The organism is Clostridium sp. UBA3061, from assembly GCF_002367465.1.
In the GTDB taxonomy this organism is placed as follows: Bacteria; Bacillota; Clostridia; order Clostridiales; family Clostridiaceae; genus Clostridium_J; species Clostridium_J sulfidigenes.
On record NZ_DFCF01000002.1, the window covers coordinates 388,596 to 405,267 of the forward strand.

General features: G+C 29.3%; 15 protein-coding genes and 1 other annotated feature (1 of these 16 running past the window's edge). Of the genes, 12 read left to right on the top strand and 3 right to left on the bottom strand.

Features of this window, described 5'->3' with window-relative positions; genetic code table 11:
• The first annotated feature begins 45 nt into the window (after positions 1-45).
• The 3 genes from B2P65_RS01965 (at position 46) to B2P65_RS01975 (ending at position 3,522) form a co-directional block, all read left to right on the top strand.
• A complete protein-coding gene (locus tag B2P65_RS01965; RefSeq protein WP_346879503.1) occupies positions 46-1,575 on the top strand; it encodes a VanW family protein in 1,530 nt (509 codons plus the stop codon).
• A gap of 275 nt (positions 1,576-1,850) precedes the next feature.
• Positions 1,851-2,516 (top strand): HDIG domain-containing metalloprotein, encoded by a 666-nt coding sequence (locus B2P65_RS01970; protein ID WP_346874166.1) that lies wholly within the window; start codon positions 1,851-1,853, stop codon positions 2,514-2,516.
• Between the two features lie 25 nt (positions 2,517-2,541).
• Positions 2,542-3,522, top strand: coding sequence for a biotin--[acetyl-CoA-carboxylase] ligase (locus B2P65_RS01975; protein ID WP_346877303.1), 981 nt, complete (start codon positions 2,542-2,544; stop codon positions 3,520-3,522).
• Between the two features lie 75 nt (positions 3,523-3,597).
• Here B2P65_RS01975 and B2P65_RS01980 read toward each other — a convergent pair whose 3' ends face one another.
• Entirely contained in the window at positions 3,598-4,092 is a 495-nt protein-coding gene (locus tag B2P65_RS01980) for a metallophosphoesterase family protein (RefSeq protein WP_346848513.1), read from the bottom strand.
• A 358-nt stretch (positions 4,093-4,450) separates the two neighbouring features.
• Between B2P65_RS01980 and B2P65_RS01985 the strand changes: the two genes are divergently transcribed.
• Positions 4,451-5,950: a YjjI family glycine radical enzyme gene (locus B2P65_RS01985; protein ID WP_346848514.1), complete on the top strand. Its 1,500-nt coding sequence runs from the start codon at positions 4,451-4,453 to the stop codon at positions 5,948-5,950.
• A gap of 148 nt (positions 5,951-6,098) precedes the next feature.
• Positions 6,099-6,950 carry a YjjW family glycine radical enzyme activase gene (locus B2P65_RS01990; protein ID WP_346877739.1) on the top strand — a complete coding sequence of 284 codons (852 nt, stop codon included), beginning with the start codon at positions 6,099-6,101 and terminating at the stop codon, positions 6,948-6,950.
• Between the two features lie 111 nt (positions 6,951-7,061).
• On the opposite strand, the gene B2P65_RS01995 is transcribed toward B2P65_RS01990, so the two are convergent.
• Positions 7,062-8,681 (bottom strand): Na/Pi cotransporter family protein, encoded by a 1,620-nt coding sequence (locus B2P65_RS01995; RefSeq protein ID WP_346848516.1) that lies wholly within the window; start codon positions 8,679-8,681, stop codon positions 7,062-7,064.
• A 290-nt stretch (positions 8,682-8,971) separates the two neighbouring features.
• Between B2P65_RS01995 and B2P65_RS02000 the strand changes: the two genes are divergently transcribed.
• From B2P65_RS02000 to B2P65_RS02030, 7 genes are all read left to right on the top strand, one after another.
• Complete coding sequence (locus tag B2P65_RS02000; RefSeq protein WP_346879504.1) at positions 8,972-9,418, top strand: hypothetical protein; 447 nt, start codon at positions 8,972-8,974, stop codon at positions 9,416-9,418.
• Positions 9,419-9,836: 418 nt separating this feature from the next.
• Entirely contained in the window at positions 9,837-10,442 is a 606-nt protein-coding gene (locus tag B2P65_RS02005) for a hypothetical protein (protein ID WP_346879505.1), read from the top strand.
• A gap of 728 nt (positions 10,443-11,170) precedes the next feature.
• On the top strand, positions 11,171-11,698 hold the full coding sequence (locus B2P65_RS02010) for a QueT transporter family protein (RefSeq protein WP_346879506.1): 528 nt from the start codon (positions 11,171-11,173) through the stop codon (positions 11,696-11,698).
• A gap of 202 nt (positions 11,699-11,900) precedes the next feature.
• Positions 11,901-12,689: a GDSL-type esterase/lipase family protein gene (locus B2P65_RS02015; RefSeq protein WP_346877742.1), complete on the top strand. Its 789-nt coding sequence runs from the start codon at positions 11,901-11,903 to the stop codon at positions 12,687-12,689.
• A gap of 9 nt (positions 12,690-12,698) precedes the next feature.
• Complete coding sequence (locus B2P65_RS02020) at positions 12,699-13,172, top strand: DUF4358 domain-containing protein (protein WP_346877743.1); 474 nt, start codon at positions 12,699-12,701, stop codon at positions 13,170-13,172.
• A 28-nt stretch (positions 13,173-13,200) separates the two neighbouring features.
• Positions 13,201-14,607, top strand: coding sequence for an MBOAT family O-acyltransferase (locus tag B2P65_RS02025; protein ID WP_346877744.1), 1,407 nt, complete (start codon positions 13,201-13,203; stop codon positions 14,605-14,607).
• Positions 14,608-14,626: 19 nt separating this feature from the next.
• Positions 14,627-15,763 carry a DHHW family protein gene (locus B2P65_RS02030; protein WP_346879507.1) on the top strand — a complete coding sequence of 379 codons (1,137 nt, stop codon included), beginning with the start codon at positions 14,627-14,629 and terminating at the stop codon, positions 15,761-15,763.
• Between the two features lie 91 nt (positions 15,764-15,854).
• Here the strand turns inward: B2P65_RS02030 and B2P65_RS02035 are convergent, their stop codons facing one another.
• The gene (locus tag B2P65_RS02035) at positions 15,855-16,337 is read right to left on the bottom strand and encodes a DUF1648 domain-containing protein (RefSeq protein ID WP_346848524.1); all 483 of its coding nucleotides are present in this window, start codon (positions 16,335-16,337) and stop codon (positions 15,855-15,857) included.
• A gap of 193 nt (positions 16,338-16,530) precedes the next feature.
• Positions 16,531-16,672 (top strand) — a binding site (T-box leader); it runs 103 nt beyond the window's last position.

The following is a 16,672-nucleotide window of genomic DNA, read 5'->3' on the forward strand; positions in this document are numbered from 1 at the left end:
TATGTTAAATCAATTTTTTAATTGTAAAATGAAAGGAATGTTACTATGGATATGAATCTAGAGAAGGGTGAGAATGGATCGAAGCTTTCACTAACCCCAGGGAATAAAAAATCTAATAAAAAAGCTAAGATCATAGCAATTTCTTCCGTAATAACTATAGTTCTTTTAGTATTTTTAGGTACAACAACATACATCCATACTACTGTATCAAAATATGAGAATTTAATTATGCCAGGTGTGCAGGTTGAAGGAATAGATGTAAGTGGTAAAGCCAAGGACCAAGTTGTACAAGAACTAAATAGTAAATATAACGACGAAATTGGGAACAGAAGTATTAAAATTAAAGCTGGAGATAAGGAGTATGATATTAACTACACTGACTTACATGTAGAGTTTAATATAGATGAAACTGTAAACGAAGCTTTTAACCATAATAGAGATCTTGGGTATTTAGATAAGTTTAAAGCAATAAAGAGTTCTGAAAAAAAAGACTTTCCAATAACATTTACCTATAATAACGAAATTATAAATACTGTTGCTAAAAAAATGGAAAGTGAAATTAATGTTGCTAAAAAAGATGCTACTATAGCAAAATCAGGTTCAGGATTTAACATTACTGAAGAAGTAGTTGGTAAGACTTTGGATGTACAAGCATTAGTTAAGGATATAAATGCTAAAGTATCAGAAAGTAAAGCAGGAAACATAGAAGTAACTGCAACTATAAAAAAAGAGGTACCTACTAAGACAAAAGAAAAATTATCAACGATTAACACTAGAATTGGAACCAAAACTACTAACTTTGGAAGTTCAGATTGGAGTAGAAGTACCAATATATCACTAGGAGCTCAAACTGTAAATGGTATAGTACTAATGCCAGGAGAAAGTTTTAGTTTTAATACTACAGTGGGTGACACTACAGCAGATAAAGGTTATCAACCAGGAGGCGTTTATGTAGGAAATAAGGTGGAGATTGGATATGGAGGAGGTATTTGCCAAGTATCCTCAACACTTCACAATGCAGTATTAGACTCAGGAATTCTTCCAGATCAAAGATTAAATCATAACATGGCAGTAGGATATGTTCCGTTAGGACTTGATGCAACTATTGCTTATGGAGGAATAGATTATGTATTCACAAATCCATACAAATATCCAATATATATTGAAGGATATACTAGTGGTGGAAATGTAACCTTTAATATATATTCTAACTCTGCAGCTAAGGGTGGAAAAATATATAGCTTTAACTCAGAAACCTATGAGACCATTCCTGTAACAGTAAAATATGAGGATGATCCAACTTTACCTATAGGAACAGAAAAGGTTACTCAGAATGGATCTCAGGGATATAAGGTTAAGGCATATAGAACTACTTATGAAAATGGTAATGTAGTTTCAACAGAGCTTATGAATACTGATACTTATATACCACTACCTAAAATAATAAAAAGAGGTACTAAAAAAGTAGAACAAGCTCCTGTTACCAAACCAGCAGAAAAACCGGCAGAAAAACCAGCAGACAAGCCGGCAGAAAAACCTGCTGAAAAGCCAACAGATAAACCTGCAGGTAACTAAAATTATGATAAAGAAATGAAAGAAAAAATAAAGATATTTATTCTTGAATAATCAATACCCTATAGATAGACAAGATATCCGTCTATACTGTAGGGTATTTTATCATAGTAAATATTTAATTGAATTTAAATAATTGGTTACAATATAATGTTAATAAAAATATATTGTGTATAACAGCATAAGAAAAAATTTCATGACCTATTATATTAATAGTAAATATTATATATGTAAATAATATTAATTATATAGGTATGATAAGAAGGGAGAAAAGTTAAATGAATTATTTTGAAGAATTTACAAAGCATCTTTTAGAAGATGAAAAGCCATCCATATATTTTAATAACTTAGTAGAAAATAATGGTTATCCAGATATATATCCCTATAACATGGTTTTAAAGTTAAAAGATGTGGAGCAAAATCCTAAACATCACCCAGAAGGCAATGTTTGGATTCACACTATGATGGTTATAGATGAAGCTGCTAAAAGAAGAGATAGAAGCAAAGAGCCAAAGGGATTTATGTGGGCAGCATTTTTACATGACATAGGTAAGTTAACTACTACAAAGTTAAGAAGAGGCTACCTCACTGCCTATGACCATGATAAAGTTGGAGCAAGAATGGCAGAAGAATTTTTAACCCATTTAAAGCTTCATGAAGATAAAGGATTTTATGATTATGTAGTAAATCTAGTTAGACTTCATATGCAGATTCTTTTCGTAGTAAAAAATAATGAGTTTGCAGACCTTAATAGAGTTGTTAAAAGTGGATACATTGAGGATATAGGACTTCTTGGAATATGTGATAGATTAGGGAGAGGGCCAAAGACCGAAGAGGAAGTAAGAAAAGAAGAGAGAAATATTGAAATTTTCTTAGAAAGGTGCCAGAATTATATTGATAAGAGAAAAAGAATGGCAGAGACATATAATTTGCCTGAGAAATAAGAAAGCTTAGGAAGGTAAGTATTTAATGAAGAAGAAGATATTGAACATACTTAGAAAAAGTAAGGATGAATATATTTCAGGGGAAAGACTTAGTGAGGAATTAGGAATTACTAGGGCTGGAATATGGAAGCATATAAAAAGCTTAAAGGAAGTAGGATACGTTATAGAATCAATTTCCAATAGAGGATATAAACTAATAAGTACTCCGGATATTATAGATGGTGAAGAGATTTTACCTCTTCTTACAACTAAGTATATAGGGAGAAACTTCATTTATTTTGATGAAGTAGACTCTACTAATGTTCAGTGCAGAAGAGAGTGTAGTAATAATCCTATAGAAGGAATGGTAGTTGCTGCAGAGGAACAAACTAGTGGGAAGGGGAGATTGGGTAGAAGTTGGATTTCACCTAAAGGAACAGGAATATGGATGTCCATAGTATTAAAACCAAATATATCTCCTATGGTAGCACCTAGAGCTACTTTAATTGGTGCAGCAGCAGTTTATACTGCTCTAAAGGAGATGGGCATTTCTGTAGGAATAAAGTGGCCTAACGATATAGTCATTAATGGCAAAAAAATATGTGGCATATTAACTGAGATGAATGCAGAAATAGAAAGAGTAAATTATGTCATCATGGGAATTGGTATAAATGTTAATATGGAATCATTTCCAGATGAGTTAAAGGAAAAAGCCACATCCCTTAAAAATGAATTAGGAAATGAAGTTGATAGAAAAAAACTTGTAGCTAATATATTGAATAATTTTGAAGTGTTTTACGAAGACTTTAAAAATACAGGAGATATAAGTAGAGTTATAGAAATTTGTAGAGAAGGCTCATTACTTATAAATAAAGAGGTAAGAGTAATTAATGGAAATAATGAAGTCATATGTACGGTAATAGATATTGATGATGAAGGAGAATTAATAGTAAAACATAAAGATGGTACTATTAATAGAGTAATATCTGGAGAAGTATCTGTAAGAGGAATCTATGGATATGTTTAAACTAATAAATTAAAAGGATTGAAGTCTATTTTATAGGCTCAATCCTTTTACTCTATGGAATAATGAATTTTTTAGCTATTTAAAAAAGTTTACTGAAGCTGATATGGGACAATTTTTATTAAGCTCTAAAATTATATAAGAAAACCAAGGTTCTTTTCTTTTGCTAGTAGAAGATCCAGGATTTAAATACATTGTTTTTCCTTTAGTAAAAATACAAGGTTTATGGCTATGACCATATATTATTATATCAAGCTTATCCTTCTTAAAAGTATCAACCACATTATCTATAGTTTGCTTTTTAGTACCATCCCCGTGACAAATACCAATTTTATAACCTTCTAAAGTTAATATGTGTTTTTCAGGAACTAAACTTCTTAAATTAGATTTGTCATTATTTCCATAAACACCTATAAATTTTGATTTTTCCTTAATCATAGATATTACTTCAGGGGAGGTATAATCTCCTGCATGAATTATTAAATCTACATCTTTTAACTTATCATCTAGTATATGTTTTAGTCTTGAATAATGTTTATTCATGTGAGTATCAGAAATAATTCCGATTTTCAATTTAAGCTTCACCTCCACTTAAAAAATATATATACATTATTAGTATAAGCATAAAATTTTATTTGTGTAGTTTATATTTAAACAGTTAATTGAAACTTTTCTTAAAAAAGTAACACAAGTTAAAAATACTGATAAAATTAAAATGTTACTTAAAAAGTTAATGTAATCAATAATTATTATTCATTAAATAGTAGAAAAAACTCTTATATTCGGGTATACTATAATTAAGATAAATTTATTATAAACATTGCATTATTGTAATAAAGTATGGCTTAATTATATTTAATTTATGTATATAGTTAAGCAGGAACAACATAATAATATTTACTTAATTTCAAAATGTCATAGGAGTGATAAAATGAAAGATAGTATAATGAATATTATTAAAGACAAGACTTTAACTTATGAAATGAAAGTTTTAAATTTAGCTAGGGAGTCAGAAAATAGTTTAGATGTATTAAATAAATCTGACAAAACAAAAATGTACGAAAATGCAGGTGTTATATGTGACCTTAATGAAGGTAACGCACCCTATAGACCTAGATACATTGTACCTGACTATGAAAAGTTTATGAAAAATGGAAGTAAGTTTTTAAGCCTAACTCCTGCAGAGGATATATGGGATGCAGTAAATAATTTACTTATTCTATATAAACATGTACCATCAGTTACATCTTTCCCAGTATATGTAGGTAATATTGATACCCTTTTAGATCCATATATAGAAGATGAGGAAGAAGCATATAAAGCAATTAAATTTTTCTTAAAGCATATAGACAGAACAATAACTGATTCATTCTGTCATGCTAATATTGGACCTAAGGATACTAAAGCAGGAAGAATAATTTTAGAAGTAGAGAGAGAACTTCAAAATGCTACTCCTAATATAACCTTAAAATACTCAAAGGAAACTAGTGAAGAATTTGCAGTTGAAGCAATAAAAACAGCTCTTACCTGTGCTAAGCCAAGCTTTGCTAACCATGAAATGTTTAGCTCAGAATTAGGAGAAAAGTATGGAATAGTAAGTTGCTATAATGGACTTAATCTTGGCGGTGGAAGTTATACATTAGTTAGAATGTTACTTTCAAAACTAGCTAAGATGTCGTATAATGAAGAACACTTTTTAAACACTGTATTACCAGATGCTGTAGAATCAATGCTTGATTATATGGATAATAGAGTTAAATTCATAGTAGAAGAAAGTAATTTCTTTGAGTCAAGTTTCCTTGTAAGAGAAGGTTTATTATCAAGAGATAGATTTACTGCTATGTTTGGATTAGTTGGTCTTGCAGAATGTGTAAATACGCTTCTAGGAGCAACAGATGAAAAGGATAGATTTGGATATGGTGAAAGAGCTAACAAGCTAGGTGAAACTATTATAAATAAAATGTATACTATGGTTAATGCCCATGAAAATAAATATTGTGAAGTTACAGATAATCATTATCTACTTCATTCTCAAGTTGGAATTGATTCTGATACTGAAACAAGTCCAGGATGTAGAATTCCAATAGGAGAAGAGCCATCATTACCAGAACACTTGATTCAAAGTGCAGTATTCCACAAATACTTCCCATCTGGAATTGGTGATATATTTAAATTTGATGAAATGGCTAAGAAGAATCCAAAGTCAATTTTAGATATAATCAAAGGTGCCTTTGCACTAAATATGAGATATTTCTCCCTATACTGTGATGATTGTGACGTTATAAGAATTACAGGATATCTTGTTAAGCGTTCTGATATTGAAGCTTTAGATAGGGGAGAGCAAGTACTTCAAGATACAGTAGCCCTTGGATATGGAGCAGTTAAAAACTCCAAGATACTTGAAAGAAAATTAAGAAGTTCTGATAAATAGAATTCTTATCATTAGAGTTGGTAGTCATAGGATAAAAAGGATTTTTATAATAAAGGCCGCTTCGATACAATTGTAGCAAAAGCTTATAGTATTGGAGCGGTTCTATATTATCAGGAAAAGAAAATATATGAGAACTGGGGGAAGAAGTATGAATGATAAGCAAGAAACTATAGGCTATGTTAATAAAATAATACCTTTTAGTAATGTAGATGGAGAAGGCAATAGAATGGCCATATTTCTTCAAGGATGTAATTATAACTGTCTTTATTGTCATAATCCAGAAACTATAAATAGATGTATCAATTGTGGCGAATGTGTGCCTGCCTGTGAATATGGAGCCCTATCAATGGTAGATGGTAAGGTAGAGTATGATATTGATAAATGCGTTAATTGTGATGCTTGTGTTGATACTTGTAGGAAAAACAGTAGCCCTAAGATAACAAAAATAACTGCCTCAGAACTAATGAAAAAAATTGAAAAGGTAAAGCTATTTATTTCAGGAATAACGGTTTCAGGAGGCGAATGTACTCTTCAAAGAGATTTTCTAAAGGAGCTATTTACAAAAGTAAAGAGTCTTGGTTTAACAACTTTTATAGACACTAATGGTTCCACTCCTATATATAAGGATAAAGAACTTTTAGAAGTAACAGATAAAACTATGATAGATTTAAAAGCTTTTTCTCCAGAAGAAAATAGGATGCTTACAGGCCTCACTAATGAAACGGTAATAAAAAACATAAGAGAGCTAGGAAAACTTGATAAAATATATGAAATTAGAACAGTAGTAGTACCAGAAGTTCTTAATAATAATTATACTGTAGACATGGGAAGTAAGCTGTTAGCTGAAATTAATCCTAATATTCAATATAAGCTAATTAAATATAGACCTATGGGAGTAAGAAAGGAATTACTTGAGACTACAGTACCTACTAATGATTATATGAAGGAATTAGAATCATTAGCTAGAGCTAATGGATGCATAAACACCATAATAGTTTAAAGAATGGAAATTTAAAAAGTAATCTATATAAAAGGGGAAAGCTACAATTCAACAATTTTGAATTGTAGCTTTTAAAGTATTTAATAATTTACTTTAGGGACATATTTATATTTAAGAAAGTATTTCAGCAATGTTAACAGCGTGGTCACCCACTCTTTCAAGGTTACTAATAAGATCTAAGAATATAGTACCTACAATTGCATCACATGAACCATTATTTAATCTTTTGATATGTGATATCTTTAAATCTTTTTCTAAAGTATCTATTTTTTCTTCTAAGGTCCTTACATCCAAAGCCTTTTTATCACTATAGTCAGAGAAACATTCTATGCTATGCTCCAAAGCTTCTATGCAAATATTCACCATTACTTTAAGTTCTTCAATGGCATCTTTAGAAAACTTAACATTCTTAGAAAGTTTATCTTTAGCCAGGTCAGCAATGTTTTCAGCATGATCTCCGATACGTTCTATATCATTAACTACATGGAAATATGAAGCTATAGTAGTTCTTTGCTCATCTCCAATATCAGAATTGGATAGTTTAACTAGATATCTAGTTATATCTGTTTCTAATAGATTTATTAAAGCTTCATTCTTATATACTTTGTTAATTGAATCTTCATTATTATCAGTAAAGCCCATTAAGGCTGTTTCTATATTTTCCTTAGCTAAAGTACCCATTCTAATAATCTCATTAGTAACTTGACCAAAGGCTATAGTTGGAGTTTCTAAGAGTCTGTCATCTATATACTTAACTCCATCAACTTCTTTTTCATCTTCTCCTGGAAGTATGAAATTAACTAAAGTTACTAAGTATTTTGTAAATGGTAATATTAATATAGTGTTAACTACATTAAACATTGTATGGGCATTAGCAATTTGTTTTGCCACAACTCCTCCAGTTACACCAGGGGTAAGAGTTGTTACTGTAGTTAATAGTAATTTAGAAACTGGAGGAATTAGGAATATTATACTACCTATTACATTAAAGAATAAGTGAATTAATGCCGCCTTTTTAGCAGTCTTGCTAGTTCCTAAACAGGATATTAGAGCAGTAACACAAGTACCAATATTAGTTCCATATAACATTGGTATAGCTACATCAATTGGAAGACTTCCAACAGAAGCTAAAGCAACTAAAATTCCAGTAACTGCAGAGGAACTTTGAATTATAGCAGTCATTCCTATTCCTAATAAAAGGCTTAAGAATACATGTCCTTTTAGACTTAAAATAAGTTTTGTGAATACTGGTGACTCTCTAAGAGGAGACATAGCGTCAGACATTAAAATAAGACCTAAAAATAAAATACCAAATCCTAGAATTATATGACCTAATTCTTTAGGATTTTTCTTTTTGGTAAATAGTACCAAAAAGGCCCCTATTGCAATAAATACAGGAATTATAGCATCAAAATCAAAGGTAATTAATTGAGCTGTTATAGTTGTTCCAATATTAGCACCCATGATTACATAGGCTGCTTGAGATAAATTCATAATACCTGCATTAACAAATCCAACTACCATAACAGTTACAGCACTACTGCTTTGAATTATAGCAGTAACTATAGCACCTGTTGCTACACCCTTAAGTGGATTAGAGGTAATTTTATCAAAGATCCCCTTTAACTTTTCGCCAGCAAGGTTTTCAAGACCATCTCCCATGATTTTCATACCAAATAGGAATACTCCAAGACCTCCTAAAAGGTTAATAATTAAAAACAATGATTCCATAGTGTTAAACCTCCAATAAATAATATGTATTCAAATAATATTCATTCTAAAGACACAATTAAAGATACAATAATTTTAACTTAATAGTAACACAAAAACCTTTTATTTAACAAAGAGTAGAAAGTTTTAACAATAGATAAAGAAAAATTAACATGAATTTAACAAAGGACAAAGGTCTAAAAGACTTCATTAACTTATTTTGTGTATTTTAGTGAAAAATAATGTATATAATATAGAAGGAATGTTTAAAGAAGCATAGAATTATATAATATAAGAAAGGAAGTGGGCTTATGGAATTTAAAGAAATAATAAAAAGAGTTAAGAAGACTGAATATTTAGGATATTTTGATGTCATCGAACATAGAGAGGGCATTAAAAATCTAGTTATTTTTGAAAGTGAAGCTGATAACCTTGAAAAAGATATTCCTGAACCATGGTTTGTTAGGAAAAAGGAGTTTGATCGTGCAAAGGATGATTCACCAACCTTAATTAAAATAAATATATATAATAGAGTGGCAGACGCCATAAATGACATGGTTATGTATGATAATATAAATGAAAGTGATATAGAGCTGCTAAAGGAGTATCCAGACATTACAAAGCGAATTATGGAAAGAAAGTATGAAGATTTAGATAAAAGTATTAGTAAAATTAAAGAAGATAAAAAGGGTAAGTTAATTCCAATAATGAATAAAGCAAAAGCTTGCCTCGAAGAAATTGGAAGAAGACTTAATTAATCATATAAAAATTCTAAAGGATATTTTAGAAGAAAGAAAGCTGAGAATTTAATTCTTGGCTTTTTTTATGTTCGCAATTATAATTTATAAAAAGATTTAGGGATAAAATTCCAGTATGCTCAATATACTGGAATTTTATTTCTATAATATGTGAATATAAGTTATAAATGTACAAGCTATAATAAGTATAAAAAGTGAGCAAAGGAGGATTAATGTAAAAATGAACAATATTCTTATTGAGTGTGAATAACATATTTTATCGTGGGAGGTTCTAATATAAAACCTTGGATACAAAATTGGAATTGGAATAAAGTGATATGTATGATTAGTTTCCAGGAATTTTAGACAGAGGACCTAGTGTGGAAGATTGTAGAGCTATAAATAGATTATTTTAATAAAGTGAATGGAGAAAACTAAAATGAAAAAAATAATAAAATATTTTAGTATAACAATAGTATTAGTAATTACGGTGTTTTGTTTTAATGCTTATAGTAAGATTAAGGATTCAGAATGGAATTTAGGTGCAAATAGTCTAGTAGTTTCAAATAATACAACAGGGGTAATTAATGACGATATTAAATATGACATTATAGACTCACATATAAGTTTAACTAAGAAATACAATAGTATAAATGAATTAAAAAAAGATTCAACTATAATCGTAGAAGGGATTGTTAAAAATACAACTTCACCCATGATAGAAGATATACCTTATACAGTTTCAAAGGTAGAAATAGTAGAAATTTTTAAAAATGATGGCACATTAGAAAAAGGGAAAAATATATGCGTTATAGAAACAGAAGGAATTTTCTCACCAGAAGTCTTATTAAATGAACATAAGAAGAAGTTTTCAAATGAAGCCATTTCATTAAAAGATATGAAACCAACCAAGCTCATAACAGATGGGATTGCACCTATGGATATAAAAGAGCATGTAATAATATTTGCTTTACAAACACCACCATTAGATGGTAAGCCATGTTATGCACCAGTAGGTGAATATCAGGGAAAATACAAGCTATAAGACTCTAAATGGAAGCAACAAATACCAAAAGAATTTGAAGGTGAATATAAAGATAAGATAAAATCTAAAGATGAGATTGTTGATATGTTAAGATAAATTAGAGGTGTATGTATAAGTTTGGTTTAAATGTACATTTAGCACACAAACCATGCCACTGAAGGATGTAAAAATCAATAGTAATATAATATTTTAATAAATTTCATTGGAAAAACTATTCTAACAAAGTTTCTAACGAAAAATATAGAAAATATCAATATTACATGAGAATAAATAATAAAATAAATCTTCTGAAGATCTCTGAAACACTTGAAATTCAACACTTTACATTATATAATAAGATTGAACAAAATAAGAGTGACAGTTCGTAAGCCTCCTGTCTTTAAATAAAACTACGGCATTGAAATCTTTTAATTAGCTCATCATAAAAAGGTAGAGCTTTATTTATGTACAAGGATTACAAGGCTGTCATTTGGATGACGGCCTTTATTTTTTCTATAAGATATATAAATATATATTATAGGAGTATATATTTTAATCACCAATAAATATGGCGTGGTATTTTTTGGATAAAGAAAATGCTGAGTTAAAGATAGGTGCGGAGCTAGTGAGGTGACATAGCTAGACTCATTATTTTATTAGTAGGTTTGTATGGAGTTAAATAGGGCAATATATGAATCTAGTAAGGCTAAGAGCTTACACTATTAAAAAATGAGGAGGGTATTATATTTATGAATACTAGCAACAATACTAAAAAATTATTAAAGATGGCTCTAATTATAGCTACTTATGTAGCGGTTACTGCTGTTATTGCACCCTTTGCCTTTGGAAATATTCAATTTAGATTATCAGAGGTAATGGTACTTTTGGCATTTATAGACCCACTATATATTCCAGCCTTAACTATAGGATGTGCCATTTCAAATTTTCTACTAAGTCCTATGGCAATAGTAGATATGATATTTGGAAGCTTAGCTAGTTTAATAGCTGTAGTTTTAATTTGGCAAACTAAGAAGGCTTTAACTAAAAAAGAAGGCTATAATAAAATACTTGTACTATTTATAGCATCTTTATGGGCAACTATATCAAATGCTTTAATTATAGGAGCTGAGCTTTACTACATGATAAATTTACCATTTTGGCTTTCTGTATTACAAGTTGCCATAGGAGAATTTGTAGTAGTTTCAATTATAGGAGTTTTAGTATTTAAATTTATTATTAAAAATGAGAATTTAAGTGATATATTAAAGATTAACTAGGATAACCTATAATCGGATAATTATTAAAATTTTGAGAACCATATATTATTATAATGATGAAAAAACCTAAGTATGTCTATGCTTAGGTTTCTTTATGTGAAGTAAAGTTTTTTTGAAACGTAAGGATTTTGTAACCAAATATTAAATTTGTTGTATTAGAATGATTAAGGAAGATAAATATTAGACAGAAGAGGAAGATAACATGAAGAAAAGAAGTTTTCAAATTATTACAATTATAGGAATAATATTAGTAGTAATGATAGCAGCAATAGGTATGCATACCTTTATAGAGAATAAAAAGGTCCAGATGAATGAAAAACAAAGAGTACTATTAGGGAGAAAGCACTTGAAAGATTTAGAACAGGCTGATTTAAGTGTAATCCAGGATAAGATAGAGAAACATCATACCCCTGAAGTTGTGGTAGAGGATAAAGATGTTGATTTTTATAAGTTCTATGAGAATACAGTGTTTATGGGAGATTCTATCACAGAAGGTCTTATGGAGATGGAATTAGTAAATCAATATAATGTAATAAGTAATAAGGGAGATACTGTAGTTAAAGGTAAAGAAAACATAGATAAAGTTGTATCTTTACAGCCCAAGAATGTAGTACTTTTATATGGAATGAATGATGTAATAGAATTTGATGGAGGTGGACCTGGGGGTCCAGATAAGTTTAAGGCTCATTACATAGAATTTATAAATGATATTAAGACAAAATTACCTAATACTAATATATATATACAAGCACCTCTACCAGTTATGGATAGGGCTATAGAAACTAATGGAAGGCTTACTAATACTAATTTAGATGAGTTTAGAAAATTAGCTTATGAAGTAAGTGAAGAAACAGCAGTTAATTATTTAAATATTGATGTATTGGTAAGGGATAAAGGTGAGCTCTATGAGCAAGATGGAATACACTTAAAATATGATTTTTATTTAAAATGGTTATCTTATTTACACCAAGGAATTACATCAAATAATTAGGAGATAAATATGAAAAAGTATAAAAATTATTATTATATATTGATAGCAACAGTATTAATTACATTTATAGCCCTGTACCAAGTTCTTAAAGTTAAAGATGCAGATATGGATAGCTTAAGAAAGAATCTTTCACAGGTTATAGATGATGAACAGATGGATATAGGTGATAGTTCAAAGCTAAGAAAGTTATATTACATAAGTAAAAATGAAGTAGAAGATTTTATTTTATACGCACCTAAGAGTAATATGGATGCTAATGAGGTTCTCGTATTAAAAGGGAAAAGTGAAGAAGTTATACAGCAGTTAAAGGTCAAAGTTGAGGGAAGAATAAAAAAACAGTCCGATAGTTTTAATAGCTATAGGCCTGAGGAATATGACATAATAAGTAATCGTGTATTAGATATAAAAGGAAAGTACTTAATATTGATCATTTCAAAAGATTCGGCAACCATAGAAGCAACAATAAATAAAGAATTTAAGTAGTAAGTATATTTTAATTGGAGTGATTAATTTGGTTTTTAGTAGTTTGATATTTTTATTTATGTTTTTACCAATTACCTTAATAATTTATTATATATGTCCTAGGAAATTTAAAAATTTAGTAATTCTTATTATGAGTTTGATTTTTTACGCTTGGGGAGAACCTATATATATCTTCTTAATGATAGGATCCATATTAATTGATTATATAGGTGGCCTTATGATAGAGGCAAATAAGGAAGATAGTGAAAAAAGAACAGCAATATTTATTACTGTAATTGTACTAAATTTAAGTTTTTTATTCTTCTTTAAGTATTATGGGTTTTTAATTGATAATATCAATGGAATTTTTGGTATTAATCTTCAAATAAGGAATTTACCCTTACCACTGGGAATATCTTTTTACACATTCCAGCTCATATCCTATGTAGCAGATGTATATATGGGAAAGGTGGTTGCACAAAGAAACATTATAAATTTTGGGGCATACATTACTATGTTTCCGCAACTAGTAGCTGGACCAATTGTCCAATATAATGATATAGAAGATCAACTTAATAACAGAAGTGAGTCTATAGATAAATTTGGAGAAGGGGTAGAAAGATTTATTGGAGGTATGGGAAAAAAGGTTCTTATTGCTAACAATATAGGCATGATTTGGACTTCTATTAAGGGGCTTCCTATTGAAGAATTATCTATATTAACAGCTTGGATAGGTATAATTGCCTTTACACTACAAATATATTTTGATTTTAGTGGTTACTCTGATATGGCAATAGGTCTTGGAAAGATGTTTGGATTTGAATTTTTAGAGAACTTTAATCATCCCTATATGTCTAAGAGTATCAGTGAGTTTTGGAGAAGATGGCACATATCCTTAGGTTCATGGTTTAGGGATTATATATATATTCCTTTAGGAGGAAATAGAAGAGGGAAGGCTGTGCAATTTAGAAATTTACTTATAGTATGGTTTGCCACAGGACTATGGCATGGAGCTAGTTGGAATTTTGTAATTTGGGGCCTATATTTTGGAGTATTCATATTCCTTGAAAAATTATTTTTAGGAAAAATTCTTAATAAAGTCCCTGATGCTATTACTCATATATATACTGTAGTTTTAGTAATTATAAGCTGGGTATTCTTTGATACATCAAAGGTTAAAGATGCACTAAATTACATAAAGCTTATGTTTGGAATGGGAAAAAATATTTTTATGGATAATATGGCTAAATATACTTTGAAAACAAATCTAATACTTATAGTAATAGCAATTATTTGCTCTACGCCGTTGATTAAAAATTTAATTGCATATATAAAAAAGAAGTATAAGTTAAAGGGCGTATATATAGTTATAGCTATGAATATGTTAGTTTTAATTTTATCTATAGTTTATTTAGTTAGTGAAAGTTATAATCCTTTCCTATATTTTAGATTTTAAAGAAAGCAGAGTGAGAGAAATGTATAAAAGTAACAAGGTAAATAGAAGGCTAATGGTAGTAGTATTTCTCTTATTTATAGCTATAATGTCTGTAAGTAATATATTAAGAAGAGAAAAAGCATTTTCAGAAGAAGAAAATAGAAATCTAGCTAGTAGACCAGAGTTTTCTTTAGGAGCACTTCTTAGTGGTGACTATATTAAACATTATGAGAGTTATATATCAGACCAATTTCCAGGCAGAGGTTTATTTATAAATACTAAGGCTAAGGTAGATAAACTAATGGGTAAAAGTGAAAGTAATGATGTATTTATAGGAAAGAATAATCAACTTATAGAAGACTTTGAAGAGAGAGCGAAAGAAGAAACTGACCATAAGGTTTTAGCTGTTAATGAATTTGTAAAGAAACATGAAAATATAAATACAAGCTTTATGCTGATACCAACAGCTACAGAGATTCTAAAGGATAGGCTACCTAAATACGCACCAGTGGATAATCAGTTGGAATATATGAAGTACATAGAAGGAAAGTTAAGTTCTAATGTAAAATATATTAATCCCTATAATGCACTTATAAATAATAAGGATAAGTATCTATACTATAGGACAGACCATCACTGGACTAGCAAAGGGGCTTATCTTGCCTATGTGGAATTTTGTAAGAGTTTGGGGCTAGAGCCTAAAAAAGAGGGAGATTTTCAGGTTGAGTTAGTTGCTAATGATTTTTATGGAAGCTTAACTTCAAAAATAGGAGATAAGAGAGGAAAGCCAGATTGTATAAATGTATACATACCTAAAGAAAATGGAGAAATGGTGGTTAATTATATAACTGAGCAAAAGAGAACTAGTACCCTGTATAGCAGTGAGAATTTAGATAAAAAGGATAAGTATGAAGTTTTTACAGGAGGAAATCATCCACATATTAATATTAAATCTTTAGGAGATCCAAAGAAGAAGCTATTAGTAGTTAAAGATTCCTATGCCAATAGTTTTCTACCTTTTTTAACTTCCCACTATGGAGAGATAGACGTGGTAGATCTTAGGTATTACATGGATAATATGGAAGAGTTAATTGAGTCGAAGGATATAACAGATATATTATTCTTATATAATGTAAATACCTTTAATTCTGACGATTCTATATTAAATCTTAATTAGTAATAACTTAATTAACAATAAATAGGAGCTTAGATATATTAATATCTAGGCTCCTTTATTTAATTAAGATTTTGTATATATTCTAAGTATATTATTGAAGTTTTTTGCTTCCTTTAATTATTCTAGTGATAAAAAAGGCAAGTGTACCAAATACAGCAATTAAAACTATAGGTGTAAATAAAACACTTAAAGAACTTTGAGTTGCTGAACATATTGTCATATAAGAAAAATCAGAAACTAAGATTAATTTTAAAACTATCAGCATAGTTTTTAGATTAGTATATACAAAATTTTGATTTTTTTCTGTGATTTCTACAGGTACATTCCATATATTAGGAAACAGTGTTATGGTTGTAAGTCCTGTATATAAAATTATTGAAATTATAGGCATTATAAGTAGCATACCCTTCCCACTCCAGTTGGTAACAACTCCTTTAGCATTATAATGAGATGGGATAGTATCAGGAAGGGTGCTCCAAATGAATATTAGATAGATTATTGAGCCTAGTAAGATTAATAGAGCTAGAGTTTCAAGGAATTTTTGAAATTTAGTAAAAGGGACTTTCTCTTTCATAGAATATCCTCCAAACATATAAATAATTAATAGATATTAAGCTATAATATAATAATATAACAAATGTTATATTATAACAAATACAAAATTTTTCACCAATAGTTGACATTCTAAAATCATGCACATATAATAATAGATAACAAGTGTTTTGAATAAATAATATAAATTTGAAAATACTAGTTAATAGATGAAAATAAAGACTGTGATGAGAAGAGTAGATATGAGAAGTAGTTAAAGCGAGTTGACGATGGTGGAAGGTCAATATGAAGCTCTTATTGAAGAACATCTCGGAGTTTCTAACCGAAATCTTAGGAAAGTAGACTTAGACGGAAGCT

What these genes read in the sequence shown, in the direction of transcription:
- B2P65_RS02010 (WP_346879506.1), top strand. Translation starts at nt 11,171, where the DNA reads ATGAATACTAGCAACAATACTAAAAAATTATTAAAGATGGCTCTAATT.
- B2P65_RS01985 (WP_346848514.1), top strand. Translation starts at nt 4,451, where the DNA reads ATGAAAGATAGTATAATGAATATTATTAAAGACAAGACTTTAACTTAT.
- B2P65_RS02000 (WP_346879504.1), top strand. Translation starts at nt 8,972, where the DNA reads ATGGAATTTAAAGAAATAATAAAAAGAGTTAAGAAGACTGAATATTTA.
- B2P65_RS01975 (WP_346877303.1), top strand. Translation starts at nt 2,542, where the DNA reads ATGAAGAAGAAGATATTGAACATACTTAGAAAAAGTAAGGATGAATAT.
- B2P65_RS01970 (WP_346874166.1), top strand. Translation starts at nt 1,851, where the DNA reads ATGAATTATTTTGAAGAATTTACAAAGCATCTTTTAGAAGATGAAAAG.
- B2P65_RS01965 (WP_346879503.1), top strand. Translation starts at nt 46, where the DNA reads ATGGATATGAATCTAGAGAAGGGTGAGAATGGATCGAAGCTTTCACTA.
- B2P65_RS02020 (WP_346877743.1), top strand. Translation starts at nt 12,699, where the DNA reads ATGAAAAAGTATAAAAATTATTATTATATATTGATAGCAACAGTATTA.
- B2P65_RS02035 (WP_346848524.1), bottom strand. Translation starts at nt 16,337, where the DNA reads ATGAAAGAGAAAGTCCCTTTTACTAAATTTCAAAAATTCCTTGAAACT.
- B2P65_RS02015 (WP_346877742.1), top strand. Translation starts at nt 11,901, where the DNA reads ATGAAGAAAAGAAGTTTTCAAATTATTACAATTATAGGAATAATATTA.
- B2P65_RS01995 (WP_346848516.1), bottom strand. Translation starts at nt 8,681, where the DNA reads ATGGAATCATTGTTTTTAATTATTAACCTTTTAGGAGGTCTTGGAGTA.
- B2P65_RS02030 (WP_346879507.1), top strand. Translation starts at nt 14,627, where the DNA reads ATGTATAAAAGTAACAAGGTAAATAGAAGGCTAATGGTAGTAGTATTT.
- B2P65_RS02005 (WP_346879505.1), top strand. Translation starts at nt 9,837, where the DNA reads ATGAAAAAAATAATAAAATATTTTAGTATAACAATAGTATTAGTAATT.
- B2P65_RS01990 (WP_346877739.1), top strand. Translation starts at nt 6,099, where the DNA reads ATGAATGATAAGCAAGAAACTATAGGCTATGTTAATAAAATAATACCT.